This window comes from Paenibacillus wenxiniae (genome assembly GCF_039822605.1).
Classification (GTDB): Bacteria; Bacillota; Bacilli; order Paenibacillales; family Paenibacillaceae; genus Saccharibacillus; species Saccharibacillus wenxiniae.
This window is the reverse complement of record NZ_JBCGUH010000001.1, coordinates 467,742-489,507: the sequence shown is the minus strand read 5'-3', so window position 1 is coordinate 489,507 and position 21,766 is coordinate 467,742. Positions and strand designations below refer to the sequence as shown.

The 21,766-nt window shown below is 45.3% G+C and carries 18 protein-coding genes, 3 pseudogenes and 1 riboswitch; of the genes and pseudogenes, 9 read left to right on the top strand and 12 right to left on the bottom strand.

Annotated elements, in window-relative coordinates; genetic code table 11:
- Window positions 1-70 precede the first annotated feature (70 nt).
- Window positions 71-1,840 (bottom strand): phosphomethylpyrimidine synthase ThiC, encoded by a 1,770-nt coding sequence (thiC, locus tag AAHF22_RS02100; RefSeq protein WP_347323306.1) that lies wholly within the window; start codon window positions 1,838-1,840, stop codon window positions 71-73.
- 195 nt (window positions 1,841-2,035) lie between these two features.
- Window positions 2,036-2,139, bottom strand: a riboswitch (TPP riboswitch).
- 163 nt (window positions 2,140-2,302) lie between these two features.
- Window positions 2,303-2,551: pseudogene (locus AAHF22_RS02095) on the bottom strand (M42 family metallopeptidase); the annotation flags it as partial.
- On the opposite strand from AAHF22_RS02095, the pseudogene AAHF22_RS02090 reads away from it, so the two are divergent.
- A pseudogene (locus AAHF22_RS02090) lies at window positions 2,526-3,089 on the top strand (ABC transporter ATP-binding protein); the annotation flags it as partial. The pseudogenes AAHF22_RS02095 and AAHF22_RS02090 overlap by 26 nt on opposite strands.
- A 97-nt stretch (window positions 3,090-3,186) precedes the next feature.
- On the opposite strand, the gene AAHF22_RS02085 reads toward AAHF22_RS02090, so the two are convergent.
- A complete protein-coding gene (locus AAHF22_RS02085; RefSeq protein WP_347323304.1) occupies window positions 3,187-4,587 on the bottom strand; it encodes a stalk domain-containing protein in 1,401 nt (466 codons plus the stop codon).
- Here AAHF22_RS02085 and AAHF22_RS23840 point away from each other — a divergent pair.
- A pseudogene (locus AAHF22_RS23840) lies at window positions 4,575-5,021 on the top strand (YrpD family protein). The gene AAHF22_RS02085 and the pseudogene AAHF22_RS23840 overlap by 13 nt on opposite strands.
- 211 nt (window positions 5,022-5,232) lie before the next feature.
- On the opposite strand, the gene AAHF22_RS02080 reads toward AAHF22_RS23840, so the two are convergent.
- Both AAHF22_RS02080 and AAHF22_RS02075 read right to left on the bottom strand, forming a co-directional pair.
- The gene (locus AAHF22_RS02080; protein ID WP_347323303.1) at window positions 5,233-6,270 is read right to left on the bottom strand and encodes a M42 family metallopeptidase; all 1,038 of its coding nucleotides are present in this window, start codon (window positions 6,268-6,270) and stop codon (window positions 5,233-5,235) included.
- A 216-nt stretch (window positions 6,271-6,486) separates the two neighbouring features.
- Window positions 6,487-6,837: a LapA family protein gene (locus tag AAHF22_RS02075; RefSeq protein ID WP_347323302.1), complete on the bottom strand. Its 351-nt coding sequence runs from the start codon at window positions 6,835-6,837 to the stop codon at window positions 6,487-6,489.
- 144 nt (window positions 6,838-6,981) lie between these two features.
- On the opposite strand from AAHF22_RS02075, the gene AAHF22_RS02070 reads away from it, so the two are divergent.
- On the top strand, window positions 6,982-7,146 hold the full coding sequence (locus tag AAHF22_RS02070) for a hypothetical protein (protein WP_347323301.1): 165 nt from the start codon (window positions 6,982-6,984) through the stop codon (window positions 7,144-7,146).
- 27 nt (window positions 7,147-7,173) lie between these two features.
- Here AAHF22_RS02070 and pepF read toward each other — a convergent pair whose 3' ends face one another.
- From pepF to AAHF22_RS02055, 3 genes are all read right to left on the bottom strand, one after another.
- Window positions 7,174-8,964 carry an oligoendopeptidase F gene (gene pepF, locus AAHF22_RS02065; protein WP_347323300.1) on the bottom strand — a complete coding sequence of 597 codons (1,791 nt, stop codon included), beginning with the start codon at window positions 8,962-8,964 and terminating at the stop codon, window positions 7,174-7,176.
- A gap of 388 nt (window positions 8,965-9,352) precedes the next feature.
- Complete coding sequence (locus AAHF22_RS02060) at window positions 9,353-9,544, bottom strand: hypothetical protein (RefSeq protein WP_347323299.1); 192 nt, start codon at window positions 9,542-9,544, stop codon at window positions 9,353-9,355.
- Between the two features lie 8 nt (window positions 9,545-9,552).
- Window positions 9,553-9,783 (bottom strand): hypothetical protein, encoded by a 231-nt coding sequence (locus tag AAHF22_RS02055; RefSeq protein WP_188776464.1) that lies wholly within the window; start codon window positions 9,781-9,783, stop codon window positions 9,553-9,555.
- Window positions 9,784-9,938: 155 nt separating this feature from the next.
- Between AAHF22_RS02055 and AAHF22_RS02050 the strand changes: the two genes are divergently transcribed.
- The 6 genes from AAHF22_RS02050 to AAHF22_RS02025 all read left to right on the top strand — a co-directional run bounded on the left by AAHF22_RS02050 (window position 9,939) and on the right by AAHF22_RS02025 (window position 16,372).
- Complete coding sequence (locus tag AAHF22_RS02050; RefSeq protein ID WP_188776465.1) at window positions 9,939-10,136, top strand: cold shock domain-containing protein; 198 nt, start codon at window positions 9,939-9,941, stop codon at window positions 10,134-10,136.
- 471 nt (window positions 10,137-10,607) lie between these two features.
- Window positions 10,608-11,813 (top strand): cytochrome P450, encoded by a 1,206-nt coding sequence (locus AAHF22_RS02045; protein ID WP_347323298.1) that lies wholly within the window; start codon window positions 10,608-10,610, stop codon window positions 11,811-11,813.
- Window positions 11,814-12,188: 375 nt separating this feature from the next.
- Complete coding sequence (locus AAHF22_RS02040; RefSeq protein WP_347323297.1) at window positions 12,189-13,271, top strand: tetraprenyl-beta-curcumene synthase family protein; 1,083 nt, start codon at window positions 12,189-12,191, stop codon at window positions 13,269-13,271.
- 23 nt (window positions 13,272-13,294) lie between these two features.
- Entirely contained in the window at window positions 13,295-14,278 is a 984-nt protein-coding gene (pfkA, locus tag AAHF22_RS02035; protein ID WP_347323296.1) for a 6-phosphofructokinase, read from the top strand.
- Between the two features lie 555 nt (window positions 14,279-14,833).
- The gene (locus AAHF22_RS02030) at window positions 14,834-15,433 is read left to right on the top strand and encodes a TetR/AcrR family transcriptional regulator (protein WP_347323295.1); all 600 of its coding nucleotides are present in this window, start codon (window positions 14,834-14,836) and stop codon (window positions 15,431-15,433) included.
- A gap of 69 nt (window positions 15,434-15,502) precedes the next feature.
- Window positions 15,503-16,372, top strand: coding sequence for a DUF72 domain-containing protein (locus AAHF22_RS02025; RefSeq protein WP_347323294.1), 870 nt, complete (start codon window positions 15,503-15,505; stop codon window positions 16,370-16,372).
- 292 nt (window positions 16,373-16,664) lie between these two features.
- Here the strand turns inward: AAHF22_RS02025 and AAHF22_RS02020 are convergent, their stop codons facing one another.
- From AAHF22_RS02020 to AAHF22_RS02005, 4 genes are all read right to left on the bottom strand, one after another.
- Complete coding sequence (locus AAHF22_RS02020; RefSeq protein WP_347323293.1) at window positions 16,665-18,035, bottom strand: MATE family efflux transporter; 1,371 nt, start codon at window positions 18,033-18,035, stop codon at window positions 16,665-16,667.
- Between the two features lie 563 nt (window positions 18,036-18,598).
- Entirely contained in the window at window positions 18,599-19,774 is a 1,176-nt protein-coding gene (locus tag AAHF22_RS02015; protein ID WP_347323292.1) for a putative glycoside hydrolase, read from the bottom strand.
- A gap of 586 nt (window positions 19,775-20,360) precedes the next feature.
- On the bottom strand, window positions 20,361-20,564 hold the full coding sequence (locus AAHF22_RS02010) for a hypothetical protein (RefSeq protein WP_347323291.1): 204 nt from the start codon (window positions 20,562-20,564) through the stop codon (window positions 20,361-20,363).
- Between the two features lie 338 nt (window positions 20,565-20,902).
- The gene (locus AAHF22_RS02005) at window positions 20,903-21,724 is read right to left on the bottom strand and encodes a YitT family protein (protein ID WP_347323290.1); all 822 of its coding nucleotides are present in this window, start codon (window positions 21,722-21,724) and stop codon (window positions 20,903-20,905) included.
- Window positions 21,725-21,766: the final 42 nt, after the last annotated feature.

Here is a 21,766-nt window from a genome sequence, read left to right as displayed (position 1 = left end):
ACAGTCATATTTTATATATTAAACGATGATCTTCATACACTATCGTCCCAACCAAACGACTGCTACCTTTTCACTCATAAACCCCATTCATCGTCCCTTGCCGCACCCGATAGCTCTCCGCCATCTGCTCCATTCCAGCCTCGATTGCCTGTTCAGGCGTAATCCCGTCCTGTTCTGCCAGTTCACGAATATCCTGTGTGATCTTCATGCTGCAAAATTTCGGTCCACACATCGAGCAGAAGTGTGCGGATTTGGCGCCTTCCGCAGGCAATGTTTCATCGTGATAACTCAGCGCGCGCTCCGGATCAAGTGACAGATGGAATTGATCACGCCAGCGGAATTCAAAGCGTGCGCGAGACAGGGCATCATCGCGGTAGCGGGCGCGTGGATGACCTTTAGCGAGATCGGCGGCATGAGCGGCGATTTTATAAGTGATAACCCCTTCTTTTACATCGTCACGATTCGGCAAGCCGAGATGCTCTTTGGGCGTGACATAGCAGAGCATTGCCGTACCCATCGAACCGATCATTGCTGCACCAATGGCGCTTGTAATATGATCATAGCCAGGCGCGATATCAGTCGTCAGCGGACCAAGCGTATAAAAGGGCGCTTCCTTACACACATCCAACTGGCGATCCATATTTTCCTGTATAAGATGCATCGGTACATGACCGGGACCTTCGACCATGACCTGCACATCATGCTGCCAGGCGATTTGTGTCAACTCCCCCAGTGTATCCAGCTCGGCAAATTGGGCGGCATCGTTGGCGTCTGCAATCGAACCAGGACGCAGTCCATCTCCGAGCGAAAAGCTAATATCGTACGCCTTCATAATCTCGCAAATGTCTGCAAAATGAGTATAGAGGAAGTTTTCCTGATGATGAGCCAGACACCATGCCGCCATAATGGAACCACCGCGACTAACGATACCGGTTACGCGCTTAGCTGTAAGCGGAATGTAACGTAGCAACACGCCTGCATGAATCGTAAAATAATCTACACCTTGCTCTGCCTGCTCAATTAACGTATCTCGATACACGTCCCAGCTTAATTCCTCAGCACGACCACCGACTTTTTCTAATGCCTGGTAAATCGGTACAGTCCCAACAGGTACAGGTGAATTGCGAATAATCCATTCACGCGTCGTATGAATATTTTTGCCGGTGGACAAATCCATAATCGTATCGGCACCCCAGCGTGTTGCCCAGGTCATTTTTTCGACTTCTTGCTCAATGGAGGAAGCAACTGCCGAATTGCCGATATTCGCATTGATTTTCACATGAAAACGGCGTCCAATAATCATCGGTTCTAGTTCAGGATGGTTAATATTAGCCGGGATAATCGCGCGTCCGGCTGCAACTTCGGCACGTATGGTTTCCGATTCCATTCCTTCACGAATAGCGATAAACTCCATTTCCGGCGTTATGATACCACGACGGGCATAATGAAGCTGGGTTACATTCTGTCCTGCTTTTGCCTGTAACGGCCTGCGCCCGTAATGGGGAAACGGCTCAGCACCCTGCTGATCGACCTTATCCTGATTGGAAAAGCCATTATCCTCTGGACGTGTCATACGTCCATTCGTATATTCGCAATCGTTACGTTCCACAATCCAGCTTGCACGTAAAGCGGGTAAGCCTTTACGAATATCAATCATTGCTTCTTCATCGGTATAGGGACCGCTCGTATCGTACACACGCAGCGGCTCATTTGCCGTTTCTACACCGCGTATGTCAGTGGGGGAAAGGGCAATTTCGCGTTCAGGCACCTGAATGTCAGGGCGCGAACCTATCGTGTACACTTTACGGCTGCCAGGCAATGGGGTGGTCAAAATCGTCATTTTCTAAATCCTCCTACAGTATATGGATAGCATCCATCGGAGACTGCGAGGCAGGGAGCATGAGAGGACAGACGTCATTTGTATAGGTACAATAAGCCAGATGATCTGTATCATCGCTTCTATGTTCACCGCAGACGTCAAAAAGCCGCCTCCGGCGAACGGAAGCGGCAATACGATCACAGGCAAACAAAGCCAGTCATCATTGCACCACTTTCCTACGCTGGCATGACCCAGATCAGGTTCAAAGGGACAAAAGCAATGCTTTATCTCAGCCTATACAGGCGCCCCCAGTGGATGTCTCGCTACACACTATACGATGATGAAGCGCATTCTGTCAACTTTTTCCAGAGTATGCCGCATCATATCGTGTAAAGTAGGTGTTTAATAGCTTGTTAATTTAATGCAGGTATATTAAATAAGACGTTCGTTTAAAATAACGATGACGTCATAGTCATGTATTCATTATTCTGTAATATAAGCCCCAAGCAATCTTGTCGTATTGATCACCGCATCACTATGCGTACGCTCCATCGCATGCGACGCATGCACCTCCGGCCCGATCAATGCCGCACGGATGTTATTGCCAGCCGACAATGCTGCTGATGCATCCGAACCATAATGCGGATACACATCAAGCACAAACGGAATCCCTTCACGTTTAGCCAGCTCTGCCAGCTTGCCGGTCATTTCATACTTGACGGTACTGGAAGACTATTTAGAGGAATTCCCAGGCGTTGTACTAGCCGTATCCCATGATCGCTATTTCCTGGATCGCACCTGTGAGAAAATATTCGCGCTTGAAGGCGGCGGTGTCGTTAGCATTCATGCGGGTAACTATAGCGAGTATGAGGAGCGTACAGGCGGACAATCGATGAAGTCGGGTTTAGCCGCTGAAGGTAAAGGAGCAGCACAGCCCAAAGCAGCCAGCAGCACACCAGCGGCTAATAGCAACGTTGGCGTTGATGCCAGTGAATCCGCAGGCGAAGCCAATAAACGCAGCTCATCCCGCGATAAGCTCAAGTTCAGCTATAAGGAACAACGCGAATACGAGCAGATCGACAGCATGATTGAAGCTGCCGAGCAAAAGCTAGAACGCATCACGACCGAAATGGAAGCCGCATTCAGCGATTCCGTCCGTTTGCAAGAACTTATGATCGAGCAAGCGAATGCCGAGCAGGAGCTGGAGCATTTGATGGAGCGCTGGACGTATTTGAATGAGCTGGCGGAGAAGATTGCGGAGCAGGGGTAGAAAAGCAAGTAGTATAGAATCATAACAGAGAAACCCGCAGACAGAACGTTTTATTCTGATGTCTGCGGGTTTTAATTTGTATATTTTCTGCTTTAGATTAATTTTTAAAAGAGATACTCACAGTATATAAGTTTGAATCCCAATTGACAGTAGCGCCTTCAGCCTGCGAAATAAAGCGTAACGGTACAAACATGCTTCCATCAATATAAACAACTGGAGCATCTAACTGGACTGCTTTTCCATTAATCATGGCATATTTTTGGTCGACTTGTAATTGAATCATCGTATTTTTACTCGTAATCTTCACTAGATTTTTTTGGTTTTTGTTCCAATTCACAGTCGAACCCATCTCTTGTAAAACACCTCTAATCGGTACATATACATAATTACCAACCATTTTTGGTGAATTCACAGGATGAAGCAGTGTTCCATTCAATTCTAGTTGAATCGGTTGGATCGCTGGCTGTGCTGTAGCTATACGCCTAATATTATTTGCTATTCCCAGTTGACCGTTTACATTCACACCTGTAGACCAAACTTCACCAGACTTCGTAAGTATAGTTGTTGCTAAAGGATTCTGTATCGCAGCGATTCCATTGGAAGGAACCCCTTTTAGAAGCTGAGTATCTGTTTTGGATATAAGCTGATATACATTTCCGTTGCTTGTTATGATAGCTGCATTATTTATTGGCTGAGCTGAAATAGTTTTAATTGGTTGTGTTAAAGGCACTTTAACGACTTGGTTAGCATCTTGATCATATATCCAACCATGCTCGTTGGAATCTATACATGCAATAGCTTTTTCACCTGAAGATATCATTTTGATGTTTTTTAGATCAGGTAGCAAAGTAGGTTTTGCAGCAATTGAACCTGAAGAACTGGTGATTGATATACTCCACACGGCTCCTTCAGATGTTAATACATATCCATGATTTTGGCTCGCCGCGATTGATACAATATGTTCAGGGGTATTAGGGATAGCAGAAGGTTCATTTATAAATTTGGATGCATTATCAGAAGTACTAGTTTGACCCCATAACTGAACTTTACCGCTCTGATCTAAGCCTAATACAAAATTTGCGCCTACAGCGATTTGTTTAATACCGCTAAATCCGTTTATCATAACAGGTGTACTGGATTGAGCTTCATTCTTTCCAGGCCATTTTTCAGACCAACTGAATACCTGTCCACTTGTGTTCAAAGCAGCATTAATATGACGCCCGCTTCCAATTTGTGTAATGCTTGTTGAAGTTGGAATATGTAGACGAGTAGGAGCAAAACGATCAGTTTCATCGCCCAAACCTAAGTTGCCATATTGATTATAGCCCCAAATCCATAGCTTTCCAGTATGATCAAGTGCATATACGCTGTTATTCGCACCGGATAGTTGAATAATGTTTGACAAATGTCTTTGATTTTCTCTTGCAAATGAGGTGATGTTAAATGAAACTGTACCTATAAAGCTAGCGATCAATAAACTAAGTAATATTTTCTTCATTTCAGTTCTCCTTTATACCAGAGTTTAACAATGAATTAAATATAACCTTTAGTGTTCAAAGTAGTAATGGTTATTTATCCAGCGAGCCTATACCAATAGATGTTTGGCGGAATTATAGCTCATCTTCCACTAATGAACAGAATGCTATTCGCGTAAAACTTGTAGGAACAGCAGTATGTACAGACTTAAGTTGCTCTCATAGAGCTAATACTAAATGGACTTCAATATTTTCGAAATCTAATACAGGATAAGAAAAAATTGATAATTACAAAATACTTGCTACAATTGCTGGTGCTAGCCCTTCTGGACAATTGAATGCTACAGTAAGTGACATAACGGTTGACGGAGTGGCAAAAGCCCCTGTAAAGAATGCTACTGATTATACATCTATGGATATAAGCGGAAATACAGTTAATTATAGGATTAGCAAGTGATGTTATAGTGAGTAAATCTAACCACTAATTGTTTATTAAATGTAATTAGAAAGTTGTTCCATAATGTAACTAAAACATAGATATTCCAAGATTTTAAATAGTTTTTTAAAAGTGTTTATGTATGAGATGCTATCAAGTGAACCGATTTCTAGTTCACTTGATAGCATTTTATGTTTCTAATGGCATGATTTACGATAGAACGTTGATCTAGTTACTCCGTAATATAAGCCCCAAGCAATCTTGCCGTATTAATCACCGCATCACTATGTGTACGCTCCATCGCATGCGACGCATGCACACCCGGTCCGATCAAAGCCGCACGGATGTTATTACCAGCCGACAGCGCCGCAGAGGCATCGGAACCATAATGCGGATACACATCAAGCACAAACGGAATCTTTTCACGCTGCGCCAGTTCTGCCAGTTTGCCAGTCATTTCATAATCGTAAGGGCCGGAGCTGTCTTTTACACAGATCGACACATCCGTTTCTTTACACGATAGATCGTCGCCCACACAGCCCATATCGACTGCGATCATTTCATCAATTTCATGCGGGATATGAGCAGCACCGTGACCGACTTCTTCATAGTTGGAAATGAGCAGTTTCACCTGATGCGTAGGCTTCCAGCCGTCTACATAGGCCGATTGCAGCAAACCGAACAGAGCGGCAACACTCGCTTTATCGTCCAGATGACGAGATTTGATATAGCCGCTTGGAGTGAGCACCGGACGTGCATCGAAGGCGATATAGTCGCCAACCGCAATGCCCAGCTTTTCGACATCTTCCTTCGACGATACCATTTCATCAAGGCGGATTTCCATATTTTGTTCTTCACGCTTTAATTCATAGGCATCATCGTAGACGTGTACCGATGGATTGGTCGTCAAAATGGTGCCGGTGTACACACGACCATCACGTGTATGAATCGTACAGTATTCATTTTCGATACTATTCATCATAAAGCTACCAACGATCGACAACCGAAGCGTACCTTCCGCTTTGATCGCACGTACCATCGCTCCGAGTGTATCCACATGAGCGCTGAGTGCAATTGTACGGGAAGGGTCTTTACCTTCCAGTGTGAGTACAAGACCACCTTTGCGGTTTCGCTCAGCTGTGACGCCCAGCGTCAGCGCTTCCTGATGCAGACGTTCGATCAGATGATGAGTGTAGCCGGTAGGGCTTGGTGTTTCCAGTAGTTCTTTAAGCAGGGACAGTGTGTAATCGCGATTAATCGAAATGTTCATGAGGTTCTCCTTTTTCAAACGGTAAAATGATGTACTGTCCGTGAGAAGATGTATATGTACTATACTCTGACAGCCTGGGTAACAAAACGCAATGTAACCAACATACCAGTTTTGCGCATCGTTATCCAGTAAAAATCCACCTGTCGGATCGCCATCATTAGCGATACTACAGGTGGATTCATAGGGCACTCAGTTGATCCTACCATACGATGTGTATTACAGCTTACGGTCAGAGAACGACGAAGCTGTGTCATCGGTACGGGCATACATTTTATCAAACTCCACGTTACCAACCGGACCGCTATCGGCGACAGGAGCAGCGCCCAGTTGTGTAACTTGCGCTTCCAATTGCTTGATTTTGCGCTGTAAAAAGTATTGACGGTAAATGCCATAAAATCCAACGATCAGTCCACCTGCGAGTGTACAGCCCAGAATGAGCAAAATAAGCGGCAACTGCACTACATCAAACAGCAAATTCACCTGCACCGGATTCACATTGATCACTGCAAAAATCGCAATAATAACAGCAAAAATCAATCCCAAAATTAACGTCCATTGAAATCTCATCGAAATCCCCCTTTCAAAATCAATCCATCCTGACATTTATCTCATTCAATACTATATAAAGTAATTCCTGCTTTCGTAAACAAGTATTGCTTGTTAGCTTCATTCGGTTCAAGCAAAAACACGCCTGACAGCAGGATTTTTCCTGTGCAGACGCATTTTTGCCTGATTCATCTATCAATGACGAATATACTTGATACAGAGATTGAGATTGAGATTGAGATTGAGATTGAGATTGAGATTGAGATTGAGATTGAGATTGAGATTGAGATTGAGATTGAGATTGAGATTGAGATTGAGATTGAAAGTTAGCTGAACCGAATGTAATTGAACGAACGTTTACTTCGTCAATTGCTCCATTTCGCTAATCAAGTTTTCAAATACGCTCATCGCTTCGCGGATCGGTTCCGGTGTAGACATATCCACGCCAGCTTTTGCCAGAATGTTAATGGAGTAGTCGCTGCCACCGCTTTGCAGGAAGCCAAGATAGCGGTCGACTGCCGGCTGTCCTTCCTCCAAAATTTGCTTGGAAAAGCTCGTTGCAGCCGAGAAGCCAGTTGCATATTTGTACACATAAAAGCTGTTGTAAAAGTGCGGAATACGTGCCCATTCCATCTCGATGTCCTGATCCACGACCATGCCTTCGCCATGATATTTCACGTTCAGATCATAGTAAATTTGAGACAGATCTTGCGGTGTCAGCGATTCGCCTGCTTCGCTACGTGCATGCACGATCATTTCAAACTCAGCAAACATCGTTTGACGGAACACTGTTGTACGGAATTGATCTGCATAATAGGTAAGCAGGTACATTTTTTCCTTTGGATCAGTCGACTTTTTGAGCAGATAATCCATGAGCAGTGCTTCATTTGTAGTGGAAGCAACTTCGGCAAGGAAGATCGTGTATTGTGCATCACGATAGGAGAGTGCATTGTCTGAATAGTATGAATGCAGTGCATGACCCATTTCATGAGCAAGTGTGAACATACTGTTCAAATTGTCTTTATGGTTCAGCAGCACATACGGATGTGTACCATACGCGCCCCAGCTGTAGGCGCCGGTACGCTTGCCTTCATTTTCATACACATCGATCCAACCTTCATTGTAGCCTTTGTTCAAGGAGTTCAAATAATCTTCACCGAGTGGCTGCAAACCGTCCGCTACAATTTGTTTGGCTTGCTCATAGGTGATGTCCATATTGAACTCTTCTACCAGTGGCGCAAACAGATCATACATATGCAGTTCATCCACACCGAGCAGCTTTTTACGCAGCTCCATATAACGGTGCATGATCGGCAGACTTTCGTGAATCGTATCGATCAGGTTCGTGTACACATCCTTCGGAATATTGTCGCCATAGAGAGACATTTCCAGCACGGATGGATATTTACGCACACGAGAGTAGAACATATTTTTGTTCACGTTCGCGGTCAATGTAGCCGCGATCGTATTTTTTTGACGAGCATACGTACTGTAAACAGCTTTGAACGCACGCTCACGCACTTCACGATGTGGACTTTCCAGAAACTGAACGTAGCGTCCGTGTGTCAATTCGACTTCATTACCATGTTCATCGATAATATTTGGGAATTTCAGATCTGCATTGTTCAGCATACCGAAGATCGTTTGCGGTGCTTGCGACAGATTGCCGACCTGAGCGAGCAATGCTTCTTCGGCTTCGGTTAAAATATGCGCTTTCTCACGTTTCATTTCCTGCAACGTAAAGCGATACGCTTGCAGCTCTGGAGCTTCCAGTAGCTGTTCCAGTTCTGCATCCGACAGGCTCAAAATTTCCGGCGTCACAAAAGAAAGCGCCTGGCTAACATCCACGCTTAGCTTTTTCGCCTTTTGCGTCAGTGCCTGATATGTAGGATTCGTTGTATCTTCGTCCTGATGCATATGTGCATACACATACAGGCGTTCGATTTGCATGCTAACACGGTCTTCCAGTTCAAACGCTTGTTTGACGGCTTCCGCTGTATTCAACTTGCCTTTGAGCTGTTCCGCTTCCGGCAGCATCGCTTTTAGGTCAGTATAGGCTTGATCCCATGCTTGCTGATCGGCAAACATATCATTCAAATTCCAACAATGTTCAGGTGCAACTTCAGAACGTTTCAATACTTCCTGCATCTCGAATTCCTCCTCAGGGTGGGTGAAGTTAAGTGGTAAGCTGTTTTGATTGAGCACAATCACTGTTCATTGAACCTCTTGCTTAGGAGATCGTTAACACGGTAAATCGTAATCTGCCCTGTAAACGGAAGCTGTGCTATCGTGCGCATGTAGATAGGAAGGCTACATTCACCTTTGTCTGAATGGCTACTCATCTAAATCTACAACATGTATTCGCTCCCGTCTAAAGGTATACCTATAGTTCAAATAGCAGGCAAGCTCGCTTGCAGCATCTTGAACATGCTGTGCTATAAGAGCTTGCCTGCCATGTGAATGAAAAACAATCATGTCCTGTAGGGATTCATCTGATCCTGTGCTGACGAATCCGAGCGTACCTTTTATTTTAAAATTAAGAAGGGTTCGGATTGGCAGCCATCAGGAAGCCATAAATCATTAACCCAAAAGCAACGAGTAGCATCACAATCGCGAAGATGGCTAGCCAGCGTTTCAGTGGTTTGGGAATCGTATCCTTATACGTAATCAGAACAAATCCTTGCACAAAGGCAAGGATAATGAAGATAACGATCGCGGTGTAGTTCATCGGGCGGCTTAAACCTCCCGGAAGGCACTCATGATGTCTTCCCATTCCGCTTCATTATCGAATTTGTCTTTAGGGAAGCGGTCGCTTGCCCACTGCATCATTTCAGGACGGCTGAGGAAACGATGGGTTTCTTCGCCCCATTCATCCGAAATTTCGCGCAGGATCAGTTCGCGGCCATTGACCTCGACAGTCATCATGTTCCATTTGTCTCTTTTGTAAATCTGGTGTTTTTTAATCATCGTATAAATCTCCCTACTTCTGTATTGCTAAAATCATACCTTTTGCCCCCAGGAATTGCAAATCAAAACGCTTTAACTTCGTTGCATTTTGAAATCGGTTGCGCTATAATACACTCATGCGTCATAGATGGCGCTATTTTTAGGAGGTTGTTTACATGAAAGGTACAGTTAAATGGTTTAATGCAGAAAAAGGTTTCGGTTTCATCGAAGTTGAAGGAAGCGACGATGTATTCGTACACTTCTCCGCTATTACTGGCGACGGCTTCAAAACTTTGGACGAAGGCCAAGCAGTTGAGTTCGACATCACTGAAGGTAACCGTGGTCCACAAGCAGCTAACGTAGTAAAATTATAAGATTGATTTCCGTTACACGCGGATCACTTATACATTGAACATCCAAGAACGTTCATCACACATATGTTAGTTACAGCACAAGCTTCCTTGTTCGCAAGGGGCTTGTGCTTTTTTGGTATATCCCTTGCTATTTTCCGGTTATTTTGCATAAGCATCATTAAAATTACAGATCGATCCAGATTTCGTAGCAGCTAACAAGCCAGCATATGCGCAAAAAAGTAATTTTATCTATCCCGTTTAAAATGAGCGCCAGCGCTTTTTGCTAAGCCATACGCTAAAGCGCTATCCTATACATAGCAACCATTCTGTAAAATTTAAAGGAAAGCTGATACATCAAGCGCAATTTAGGGTGAGTGTACGTAAAGGATGATTCCTTTTGTAAAAAGATAATGACGAGACTCGAAAATTAATAGTTAACATAACTTCGGTTTGAACATACGTTAAAACGATAAATAACGGGAGGTTACCCCTATGCAATCGAATTCTGAAGCATCCGCCATGTTGTCGCCGAATATGATCGTTCCACATGGAGTGAAGGAGGCAGGTTCTGCCTTTGCATGGTATGAGCAGATGAGACGAGAGGCACCTGTACATTATGATGAACAGCGTAAAAGCTGGGATGTGTTTTTGTACGAGGATGTGCATCGTGTGATGTCGGATTATAAATCGTTCAGTTCACAAACACGTCGCGATCAAGACGGACAACAATCCAATATGTTGCTGATGATGGACCCACCGAAGCATAAAAAATATCGCTCGATCGTTAATAAGGCGTTCACACCGAAAGCGGTCGCTGCGATGGAGCCGCGTATCGCTGAGATTACCCATGAGCTGCTAGATCGTATCCAGCCTGGTGCTTCAATGGACATCATTCGTGATCTGTCGTTTCCATTACCGGTCATCGTGATTGCAGAATTGCTCGGTGTGCGTGAGCAAGATCGCGAATTATTTAAAGGCTGGTCAGATACGCTGGTAGAGGGTTTTAGCGGCAAAGATGAAAGTCCACAGCAACTTGCCCAACGTAAACAGCAAGCCTCTCGTGATCTGTATCAGTATTTTATGGGCGTGATCGAACAGCGCAAAGCGCAGCCGCAACATGATCTAGTGTCTGCGTTACTGGCAGCCGAAGTAGAGGGAGAGAAGCTGGATATTCCGCATCTGCTTAGCTTTTGTCTACTGCTGCTCGTGGCTGGTAATGAGACGACGACCAATCTGATCGGGAATGCGGTCATTTGTTTGACCGAGCAGCCTGGACGCTGGCGCCAGCTTGCCGACAACCGAGAACTGCTGGATACAGCGATTGAAGAAGCACTGCGTTTTCGTTCACCTGTGCAGGGAATGGTGCGTAAAGCCGTGGATGATATCGAGCTGGGTGGACAGATGATTCGTCGCGACCAGCTGGTAACCGCATGGATGGGTTCTGCTAATCGTGATGAGCACAAGTTTGAAGGGGCAGACGAATACCGGATCGATCGTCATCCGAATCCGCATATGGCTTTTGGAATGGGCGTGCATTTCTGTTTGGGCGCGCCGCTTGCACGATTGGAAGCACGTACCGCGCTGAATGTGCTGCTTGATCGTTTTCCGGATTTAGCGGCGACCGAAGGACAGCAGCTGGAATTGTTGCCCAGTCCAATGGTGTATGGTGTGAAACGATTACCTGTGCAGCCCCGCTAAAATAAAATAAATGCTACAGCATTCGAGTTCAAAAAAACGTCTGGTTCACTTATCGATCGAAGTGAGTCAGGCGTTTTTTAATGAATGATTCACATTTAACATGAAATTCACAATTTTTTTGCGGTTGCGAAACTTTTCAGGTTCGTCCTTTTTTGCGTTGAAAAGACAACTGGTTTATCATGTTTATGTTATCTTTTTTGTGAAAAATGTGGGTTTCCACATATGAACCAACAAGAAGCGTAAAATGGCTATAAAATACTGGAAAAGGCTACAACGGCGCGCTGTGATCGATAGCGCTGCCACGTTGTGAGGGTGCACAATATGATGTATGATAATGAGGATAGGTTCAACAGACAACCACGTGGAGGCAGCCCATTGAATGATATGATGCAAAGTCGTTACCCGTTTCCCCGTAATGCCATCTCGCTCATGAAGCGAGTGTATAAGCATGGTTTGCCAGAAGTACGCCGCGAACTGAATGGTTGGCGTCAAATGGCGGAACGCATGCCTGACGCAGAACTCAGGAAACAGGCGCTTGCAAGTATCGCTACCAAACAGTTTCACTGCGAAGGTGGAGCCATTTATGCAGTAGCCAACCTGTCGCAGCGTCATATTTTGCTGCCGCTTATCGTGGCGTTTCAGACGATTAGTGATTATTTAGATAATCTGTGTGATCGCAGCACATCGATGGATGCAGCGGATTTTCGTTTATTGCATCAATCGATGCTGGATGCCGTAACGCCGGATGCGGAGCCGGTTCATTATTATGCGCTCCGTACCGAGCAAGAAGACGGCGGCTATCTGCAAGCGCTTGTGCACACCTGCCAGCAAAATGTACGTCAACTTCCCGATTATGCTGCTGTATTTCCTTATGTTCGCGATCTGGTCGGCTTGTATTGCGATCTTCAAGTACATAAGCATATCGCGCCTGAACTCAGGGAGGAAGCCCTGCTGAACTGGTGGGCAGAAAATGAATACCGGACTCCTCATTTGCAATGGAACGAATTCGCTGCGGCGACAGGCTCAACGCTTGGCGTTTTTATGCTGTTTCTCGCTGCGAGTGGATTTAATCTGGGCGATCATGGAGCGAAGCAGGTATACAATGCTTATTTTCCTCATGTGTGCTGTTTGCATATTATGCTTGATTATGTAATCGATCAGGAGGAGGATCGACGCGGTGGCGATTTGAATTTCTGCAACTATTACGATTCGCCAGACACGATGTATCAGCGGATTGAACAGATTGTAGACTGGGCACGTAGCGATGTGGAACATATTCCTGGCACGTCTTTCCATCGGATGATTATCGAAGGGCTGGTCGCTCTGTATTTATCTGATCCGAAAGTTAGTGAACAGCAGGAAGTGCGAACCGTCTCCAGAAGGCTAATGCGAAAAGGACCGCTAACCCGCGTCTTTTTCATGGTCAATAGCCGCTGGATTCGTAAGTATATGTATTGAACATAAACAAGGGGGACATTAGAATGTCAGCAACAGAATCAGCAGTACAAAAAATTGCCGTTTTGACCAGTGGAGGCGACTCGCAGGGCATGAACGCAGCGGTGCGCGCGGTTGTGCGCAGTGCGCTGTATTATGGACTGGAAGTATGCGGGATCCAGCGCGGTTATCAGGGTCTGCTTAACGAGGATATTTTCCCGATGGATCTTCGCAGCGTCGGTGATATTATCCAGCGCGGGGGAACGGTTTTGCAATCGGCACGCTGTAAAGAATTCATGACACTCGAAGGTCAGCAAAAAGGCGCAGACATTTTGCGCAAACACGGTATCGACGGTGTAATCGTAATCGGTGGGGACGGATCGTATCAAGGTGCCAACAAGCTGAGTAAGCTGGGCATTAAGACGATGGGTCTGCCGGGTACGATTGATAACGATATTTCGTTTACCGATTATACGATCGGTTTTGACACATCGGTTGGCGTTGTTGTGGACGCGATCAACAAACTGCGTGATACGATGTCTTCCCACGAACGTGTCTCGATCGTTGAAGTTATGGGTCGTCATTGCGGCGACATCGCTCTGCATGCAGGTCTGGCTTCTGGCGCCGAATCGATTCTCGTACCTGAAGTGCCTTTCGATCTGAAAGAAATTGCAGATCGTATGCATAACAACTTTGCGTGCGGTAAACGCCACAGTATTATTATCGTTGCGGAAGGTGCAGGACGCGGTGAAGATGTAGCAGAACAGCTGCATCTGCAATATCCAAATCTGGAGCCACGTGTAACGGTACTGGGACATATCCAACGTGGCGGTACACCAACGCCTCGTGACCGTAACCTGGCAAGTCGTCTTGGCGATTATGCAGTACGTATGCTGATCGCTGGCGAATCCGATAAAGCTTGCGGCATTATTAAAGGCGAGCTGAGCATGACGGATATCGATCAAGTCGTTAATACGAAAAAAGACTTCGACCATGCTACGTATGAGCTGGCACTGCGTCTGTCGCAGTAATCGGTATTCAGTAACCTGTATATGATGATAGCTAGCCCTCGTAGCACCGTCTGCATCATTAGGACGGAATGGGTAGAGCGCAAGCTAAGCTAGCTTGTGAGATAGGGATAGGCATAGTAGTTAGTATAAAGTGCATCTGGCGTATTAGCCTGGATAAGATGTATGGAGCATAGCAAAATATAAACGAAAACAGACCTGTGCGATCTTCATGCAGCACAGGTCTGTTTTTTATTTTGACTCGCCTAAAGAACAAGTCAACACATCGCTATTAGCAGCAGGAGACACTAAGGCGACTCTGATTTTGAAATAAATAGCGGGTATATGTTATGTTTAGTATAGAGGAAAAACCCGTAATTTTTATATGATTTTGATTACATAAAAAGGCGTTTTAAGTATCAGTTGACCTACTATTTGGAATAAATCGGTAATTTTTTTGTTCAAAAGTTAGAAGAACGCTACAAATTATTGTACTATAGAGTAGAAGAATGCTATACGTTTCATTCCGTAATTCAAATAAGTGGAGTGCTGGGAAACAGGAGAGGGGGCTATTTTACATTGGCTAGAGAAAAAGGAGCAAAGGGAAAGGAGAGCCGGTTACGTTTATTACACGCTGCTGCAAGACAATTTGCAGTACATGGCTTTCATACGACAAAGGTAAGCTCGATTGTGAGTGAGGCAAAGCTGTCACAACCTGCATTTTATTTGTATTTTGAGAGCAAGGAAGCTGTATTTGAAGAATTGGTGGATATGTTCCGTACAAGCTTGCAGGCGGTCATTAACGACAGTCAGTTGCCGCAACAAGAATCGGGTGGACACAGTGTTCTCGATCAGCTCTGTCATACGATTCAGTCGATGTTTGAGTACTTTTACAGTCATCCGGATTTAACGCGGATTGGATTTTACCAGTCGCCGGATGCCGACGATATTAAGATGGAGCTTGTGCAAGGCATTGAGAAAATGCTGCGTATGGAGCAGCGCAATGGCAATCTGTCGACCGATATGCCGATGGAACTTGTGGCGGAATGCCTCGTTGGTACGATCGAACGAATCGTTTTCACACAGTTATTGCCAGGCACGGTCAGTGCCGAGCAGTTAGCCATCCATATTGTACGACTGTACGTATCCGGTCTCACACGTAAACAGAGCAAAGTATAGTCAATGAAATAGCCTGTCAGGGCACAGGAATAGCCAGATGAGACAGTAAAGCCAGGAGGATTGTAAGGCATGATTAGCGTCGGTTTGACAGGTTGGGGAGATCATGATTCCCTGTACCGCACGAAAGAGGCAGCCAAGCAAAAGTTGCCTGTGTATAGCAGTCTGTTTCCTGTAGTGGAGGTGGATAGCTCCTTTTATGCGATTCAGTCCAAGCATAATATGGAGAAATGGACCGCGGAAACGCCGGCACATTTTCGTTTTCTGGTAAAAGCTTACCAGGGAATGACCGGACATACACGTGGGAAAATTCCATATGATAGCGAAGAGGAGATGTTTCGCAATTTCCGGCTGTCGATCAGCACGATGGAGGAAGCAGACAAGCTGCAAGCCGCGCTGTTTCAGTTTCCGCCCTGGTTCGATTGTACAAGGGAAAATGTTAACACATTGCGCCGTGTGCGCCAGTTGATGGGGAATGTGCCATGTGCACTGGAATTTCGCCATCAAAGCTGGTTTACTCCGCAAATGCGTGACAAAACGCTTGGTTTTATGCACAAAGAAAATTGGATTCATAGCGTCTGTGATGAACCACAGGCTGGAATCGGTTCTGTGCCGATTGTAGAAAAAGCGACTCATCCCGACCTTACTGTCGTGCGTATGCATGGACGTAACGAATCCGGCTGGAATGCGTCCGGTCAGCCGAATTGGCGCGAAATTCGTTACATGTACCGCTATAATGAGCAAGAATTGTCTGAATGGGCAGAGCGATTGCGCCGACTGGAGCAACAGTCGAAGGAAGTATGCGTTATTTTCAACAATAACTCGGCTGGTGATGCGGCTGACAATGCCAGACAACTCATGGCGATGCTCGGTCAGCACGTTCCGGCGATTCCTGAGGAGCAACCGCCGGAAGCAGAGCAGATCGATTTGTTTGATCTGTAAAATGAATGGCAACTAAAAAGTACATGCACGAATGGAACACGGATATGAGACAAGCCAGCTGCTGCTGCGAATAGACTGGACCCTAATAGGTCGGCTTCGCAGTAGCAAGCTGGCTTTTTAGTTGTAATACAGGTCAAGACCATTACCATTAAGCGTGTTCGGTGTTCGGTGTTCGGTGTTCGGTGTTCGGTGTTCGGTGTTCGGTGTTCGGTGTTCGGTGTTCGGTGTTCGGTGTTCGGTGTTCGGTGTTCGGTGTTCGGTGTTCATTCGTTCCCTTACGTGTACACGGATGCTAGGATGTCTGCGCTCCATGAGCATCGCCGCTCGCCTTGCGTTGTACCCACAGCAAGCGTGCAAGTAAAGTGATTGCGCCACAGGCAAGCCCGATGCTCAGCCCGATCCAATATCCATAAGCGCCCCATGTCGTATACGTCGCGAGCAGATAGCCAGAAGGTAAACCGATAATCCAGTATGACAAAAAGGTCAGGAAAAAGGCTGGATTCACATCTTTATAGCCACGTAATGCGCCCTGTACTGGAGTCGCGATTGCATCTGAAAGCTGATAAAAGCTCGCAAAGATCATAAAGTGCGCAATTAGCTCAATCAGCACCGGATCAGACGAATATAATGCCGACACCTGATGCCGAAACCATAACAAAATTACCGCTGTACCTAACGACAATAGCAATGCTGTACCGATCCCCAGCTTACTGTACTGCCGCGCATCTTTCAGTCTACCTGCGCCGACCTCATAACCGACCACAATCGTTAACGCCGTACAGATGCTAAGTGGAAGCATATAGAGCGTTGAAGCAAAGTTTTGCGCCGCCTGATGAGCAGCAATCGTCATCGTATCGTAACGGCTCATAAGTAACGTCACGCCTGCGAATACCGCCGTTTCAAAAAAGATCGCAAAGCCCATCGGTACACCTAGCTTTAATAGCTCTTTCCATTTGCTACCAGATGGCGCGTACCAGCGATTTAACAATTGGTCTTCACGAAAAGGTGCTGCTTTACGCACAACGATCAGCGCGATAATGAGCAGACACCAGTATGTAATGGCTGAAGCGACACCAGCCCCAACTCCGCCGAGCCGTGGAAATCCCCATTTACCGAAAATCAACAATGCATTTAATCCCACATTGATCGGCAACGACAATAACGTAATCATCATCGAATACCGCGTTTGCCCCAGCGCATCAATATATCCACGCAGCACCGTATACGCAAATAACGGCACAATGCCTGCCGATAGCGCCATTAGAAAATACAACGCCACATCATGCACGCGTGCTTCCAGATGCATCGCTTCCAAAATCGGCTTCACAAGCAGCGAACCGACCCCTAACACAACCAGAGCAATCACAATGGAGAGCAGCAACGCCTGATACACGTTAAAATTAACCTGTCGCCGCTGCCCACCACCGATCAGATGCGAAATAATCGGCGTAATCGCGACCAGAATGCCGCTCAACCCCGCCTGAATCGGAATCCACAGGCTAGACCCAATTGCAACCCCGGCCAGATCTTCCGCACTGGCATGCCCGGACATATTCGTATCAAAAAAACTGATCATCGATAACGCAATCTGCGTAATGAGTACGGGAAATAAAATTTTCAAAAACTGCGAATACTTCTGCAACCATGTTGTCGTTGGAATCATGCGTATGTACCTCATTTATTAGAGTGATAGAACAGTCTGTAGCCTATATGTCGATACAGTAAGCAACAACCGGATAGAGGCTAGGCAAAATAGGCTACATTCAGTCCTTTATTGTACAGGAGGAACTAAGGATTGAGAAGCAGGTAACATGTAATCGATATTGCCAAAAATACAGGAGAACGAGAATTTGACTGCATGAGATAAGGGGGGGTTACAGCAGTGAGTAATTGTTGGAAATGTATATAATTTTCACGATATCGCGTCCATCATAGTTAAAATAATTATGTATGGATGACGTCAAACTTATCGAAATGGAGGAAAGCTACATTTATCTGTAAATCGGATAGGTTTATACGGCTCCATCAAAGTTGTTTCCCTAACTTCCTTACGCAGATGAAGAATACTTTAAAGTAATATGTACTGCCTATCATCTCGTTTCAACGAACTAAATAACAATGATTCATTCCCAAACGTAATCGCTATATCCAACTACCATATCCACACAAAAAAAGCAGCACCCGGACACCGCTGTCCAAGCACTGCTCTTCATCACTCAAATATTCTTAAAAATTAGCCCCTTCGGTATAACGGTTCGTTGCATTCCAGAGCAGATACTCATCCACACCCATATCTTTCATCGCGCGAATCTGATCATCTACCTGCTGCTTACCATATTTGACATAATGCCCGCTACCGAGCCAGCTGGCGGTGAAGTCCTGAATCCACGGACGAATGATCGGCTTTTGTTCGGCCAGTGGATCAAGCTTTTTCAGCGTGTCCACCATCGAGCCTTTGATCGTCGCATATGGATTTTTGTCCGGGTCTTTGACGCCAAACCAGCCGGTCGTATAGTGACTCGGATATACCATCGGACTGATCACATCGACATTTTCGGAAATTTTCGCAAAATCCTGTCCGATGCCTTCAGCAGCAGGGACGGAAGCAGCATAGCCGAAAATATCAACCGATACGCGCACGCCAAGCGGAGCGAGCTGCTTACGTGCATATTGCACAAATTCGGCGACCACGTCTACACGAGACTTGTCATTTTTCTCGAATTTCAGCTCGTCCTCATGGTTCTCAAAGCCTTCAGGGAAGCGTACATAGTCAAATTGAATCTCTTTGAAGCCTTTCGCAGCGGCTTCTTTGGCAAGCTCGATATTGTAATCCCATACCGCCTTTTTGTACGGGTTGACGAAGTTATCGCCTTTACCGTTGCTCCATACCTGACCATTCTTTTTCACAAAAGAAAGCTCGGGATGCTTTTTTGCCAGTACTGAATCTTTAAACACAACGATACGGGCAATCGGATACACATTGTGTTTTTTCAGTCGTGCCATCATCTGATCGATATCACCGATAAATTTCTGCGGGCTACCTAGCTTCTGTAGCTCTGGATTTTCGGTTTTATACGTGATGTATCCGGCATCATCTTTAAGGTCGATTACCATCGCGTTCAGCTCGGTCTCGTCCAGCAGCTTGAGCAGCTTTTCCATGCGAGCGCCACCAGCGCTATAAGCAGTTACATAAACGCCCTTGACTACAGGAGCGTCCGGTTGTGGATCGATTTTGGTAGGCGTTTGATCCGCGTTGACCTCGGTCTGTTCCATTTGATTTTGAATCGCGACCCGATTAAGCATGGATTGCAGGGATGCCGTCTGTGTTGTTTGTGTTTGAGCCTGCTGATCGCCACCGAAAGTGGTGGAGGCCAGCAGCATAAGCGCCCACAAAATATCCATATGTTTCGTACCCTCATCTCTTATGTAATATAGTGTTCGGCATTACCGTTGCCGAATGTGACGATTCAATATGTACCGATTCATCTACATATAAGTACCTCCTGTATAGAAATTAGTTGCGCCTGAACAATAGAATCAGACAAACATTTATTTACTTAAACTGTCTCATAAACGACTAAACATAGCAAATAAAAGAAAAATTGGAATTTGAATGATAGCGGTACGATTGATGAATATAAGCTTTAGTGCAGCTAGGGGGATAGGTAAACTATTGTTATTGGGGCAGGCAGCGCTCCGGCAAGAAATCAGCGGACAGATTCTGACCTCGCACAAAATCTAAAGAGGAGAAAGTTGTGTTAAGTTCCCATGTTGCTAATACATATATGAGTTTTCGTATACGCTCTAATCGTAGCGCTGCTATTACGTATTCTAGCATGTTATACACAAAAAAGTACCGCTCTATTGCCGACATCGCGGCGATAGAAGCGGTACTTTTATCTCATCTTGCGTATTCATTCGCATATCCAATCGCGTACTTAGTTCATACAAGTTCATAACGAGGAGCTTATTCGTGTTCAATCAGGTGTTATTGCATCAGTTGTTCATCCTGATTTTCACAAATGCTATACTGAATAATCTCCAGTGCATCGTTTGGTTCCAAAATGCGTAACCCATCACGCAGTACAATAAGCGCATTGAGTTCCTGCTGTTTCAGGGAAGGCATCATATCCGGGAAACATTTCATGACAATTTGTGACAACTTAACAGTTTCCATTTCCACAATAATCATCCTTTCCTATCCTGGAATCATTTCGCTTAACAAGGAGAAATCATTCTTACGGGAACTTAGGAAAAGCATGTGTGCATAAAGGAACAAGTACCGTGCACAAAATTCAATGGTTACGTCGAATCGCGGCGTGTGCTTATTCTACTATATATAACGACAAAAAGCGACTTTCAGTGAATAGCACAAAATGAATTCATGAAAAAGTTTATCGGATGGATCAAACTGTGAATCGATACTCATACTAGACACGGATCAAGCACATGTGGCTCGAGAACATTCAACACTTCCGTTCACGTCTGTACGCGCGACATCCAATGAATACAAGAAATACAGACGTTCAGTTAACTTTTACGGAAGGAACCCATAATGCCGATCGTTTCGACCATATTCACAAAAGCATTCGGATCGGTTTCTTTAATGATACGTCGCAGCTCGGTCAACTCATACCGTGTAGTTACGGTCATGAGCATATCCTTCGGCGTGTTCGAGAAGGCACCTTCTGCTTTGATCATCGTCACACCACGCTGCAAAGGCATTAATTTTTCCAGCAGCACATCGGTATGATTAGATACAATAAACAATGTTACCTTGATATGGTTAACATGAATCAGATCGACCACTTTACCAGCGATATAAATACAGACCATCGAAGCAAGCGCGATATTCCAGTTGTTGGACAGATAACCCATCGCGATAATAACGAGACCGTTCAAACCGACGATCACATTACCGACCGGAAAATCGCGATAACGCGTAATGATCGAGCCGAGAATATCGAAGCCGCCTGTCGAACCGCCGGCGCGGAAGGAGATGCCGACACCGATACCGATCAGTACGCCGCCAAACACAGACGAGATCAACAAATCACTCGCAGCAGCTGTCGTCGGTACAATAGTCATTAACCACGTCGTTGAGACAACCGACACAATACTGAGAAAAATATATCGTTTCCCAAGTAAAAACCACCCGGCAATCAGCAGTGGAATATTGTAAACAAAGTACAGCATACTAATGTTAAGCGGTGTAAAATAACCCGTTAACATAGCAAGTCCTGATACCCCTCCGCTGAGCAGCTGGTGAGGAATCAGGAACATATTGAACGCTACGGCTGTAAAAATGGAGCCGATCAATACGCCAAGGATGGGCATTGATTTTTTTAACATGCAAGTCACCTCAAGTGTTAGTTAGTAAGTTATATAAAGTGT

Excerpts from the sequence above, each read along its gene's own strand:
- thiC (WP_347323306.1), bottom strand. The coding sequence starts at position 1,840 with ATGACGATTTTGACCACCCCATTGCCTGGCAGCCGTAAAGTGTACACG.
- AAHF22_RS02085 (WP_347323304.1), bottom strand. The coding sequence starts at position 4,587 with ATGAAGAAAATATTACTTAGTTTATTGATCGCTAGCTTTATAGGTACA.
- AAHF22_RS02080 (WP_347323303.1), bottom strand. The coding sequence starts at position 6,270 with ATGAACATTTCGATTAATCGCGATTACACACTGTCCCTGCTTAAAGAA.
- AAHF22_RS02075 (WP_347323302.1), bottom strand. The coding sequence starts at position 6,837 with ATGAGATTTCAATGGACGTTAATTTTGGGATTGATTTTTGCTGTTATT.
- pepF (WP_347323300.1), bottom strand. The coding sequence starts at position 8,964 with ATGCAGGAAGTATTGAAACGTTCTGAAGTTGCACCTGAACATTGTTGG.
- AAHF22_RS02060 (WP_347323299.1), bottom strand. The coding sequence starts at position 9,544 with ATGAACTACACCGCGATCGTTATCTTCATTATCCTTGCCTTTGTGCAA.
- AAHF22_RS02055 (WP_188776464.1), bottom strand. The coding sequence starts at position 9,783 with ATGATTAAAAAACACCAGATTTACAAAAGAGACAAATGGAACATGATG.
- AAHF22_RS02050 (WP_188776465.1), top strand. The coding sequence starts at position 9,939 with ATGAAAGGTACAGTTAAATGGTTTAATGCAGAAAAAGGTTTCGGTTTC.
- AAHF22_RS02045 (WP_347323298.1), top strand. The coding sequence starts at position 10,608 with ATGCAATCGAATTCTGAAGCATCCGCCATGTTGTCGCCGAATATGATC.
- pfkA (WP_347323296.1), top strand. The coding sequence starts at position 13,295 with ATGTCAGCAACAGAATCAGCAGTACAAAAAATTGCCGTTTTGACCAGT.
- AAHF22_RS02025 (WP_347323294.1), top strand. The coding sequence starts at position 15,503 with ATGATTAGCGTCGGTTTGACAGGTTGGGGAGATCATGATTCCCTGTAC.
- AAHF22_RS02020 (WP_347323293.1), bottom strand. The coding sequence starts at position 18,035 with ATGATTCCAACGACAACATGGTTGCAGAAGTATTCGCAGTTTTTGAAA.
- AAHF22_RS02015 (WP_347323292.1), bottom strand. The coding sequence starts at position 19,774 with ATGGATATTTTGTGGGCGCTTATGCTGCTGGCCTCCACCACTTTCGGT.
- AAHF22_RS02010 (WP_347323291.1), bottom strand. The coding sequence starts at position 20,564 with ATGATTATTGTGGAAATGGAAACTGTTAAGTTGTCACAAATTGTCATG.
- AAHF22_RS02005 (WP_347323290.1), bottom strand. The coding sequence starts at position 21,724 with ATGTTAAAAAAATCAATGCCCATCCTTGGCGTATTGATCGGCTCCATT.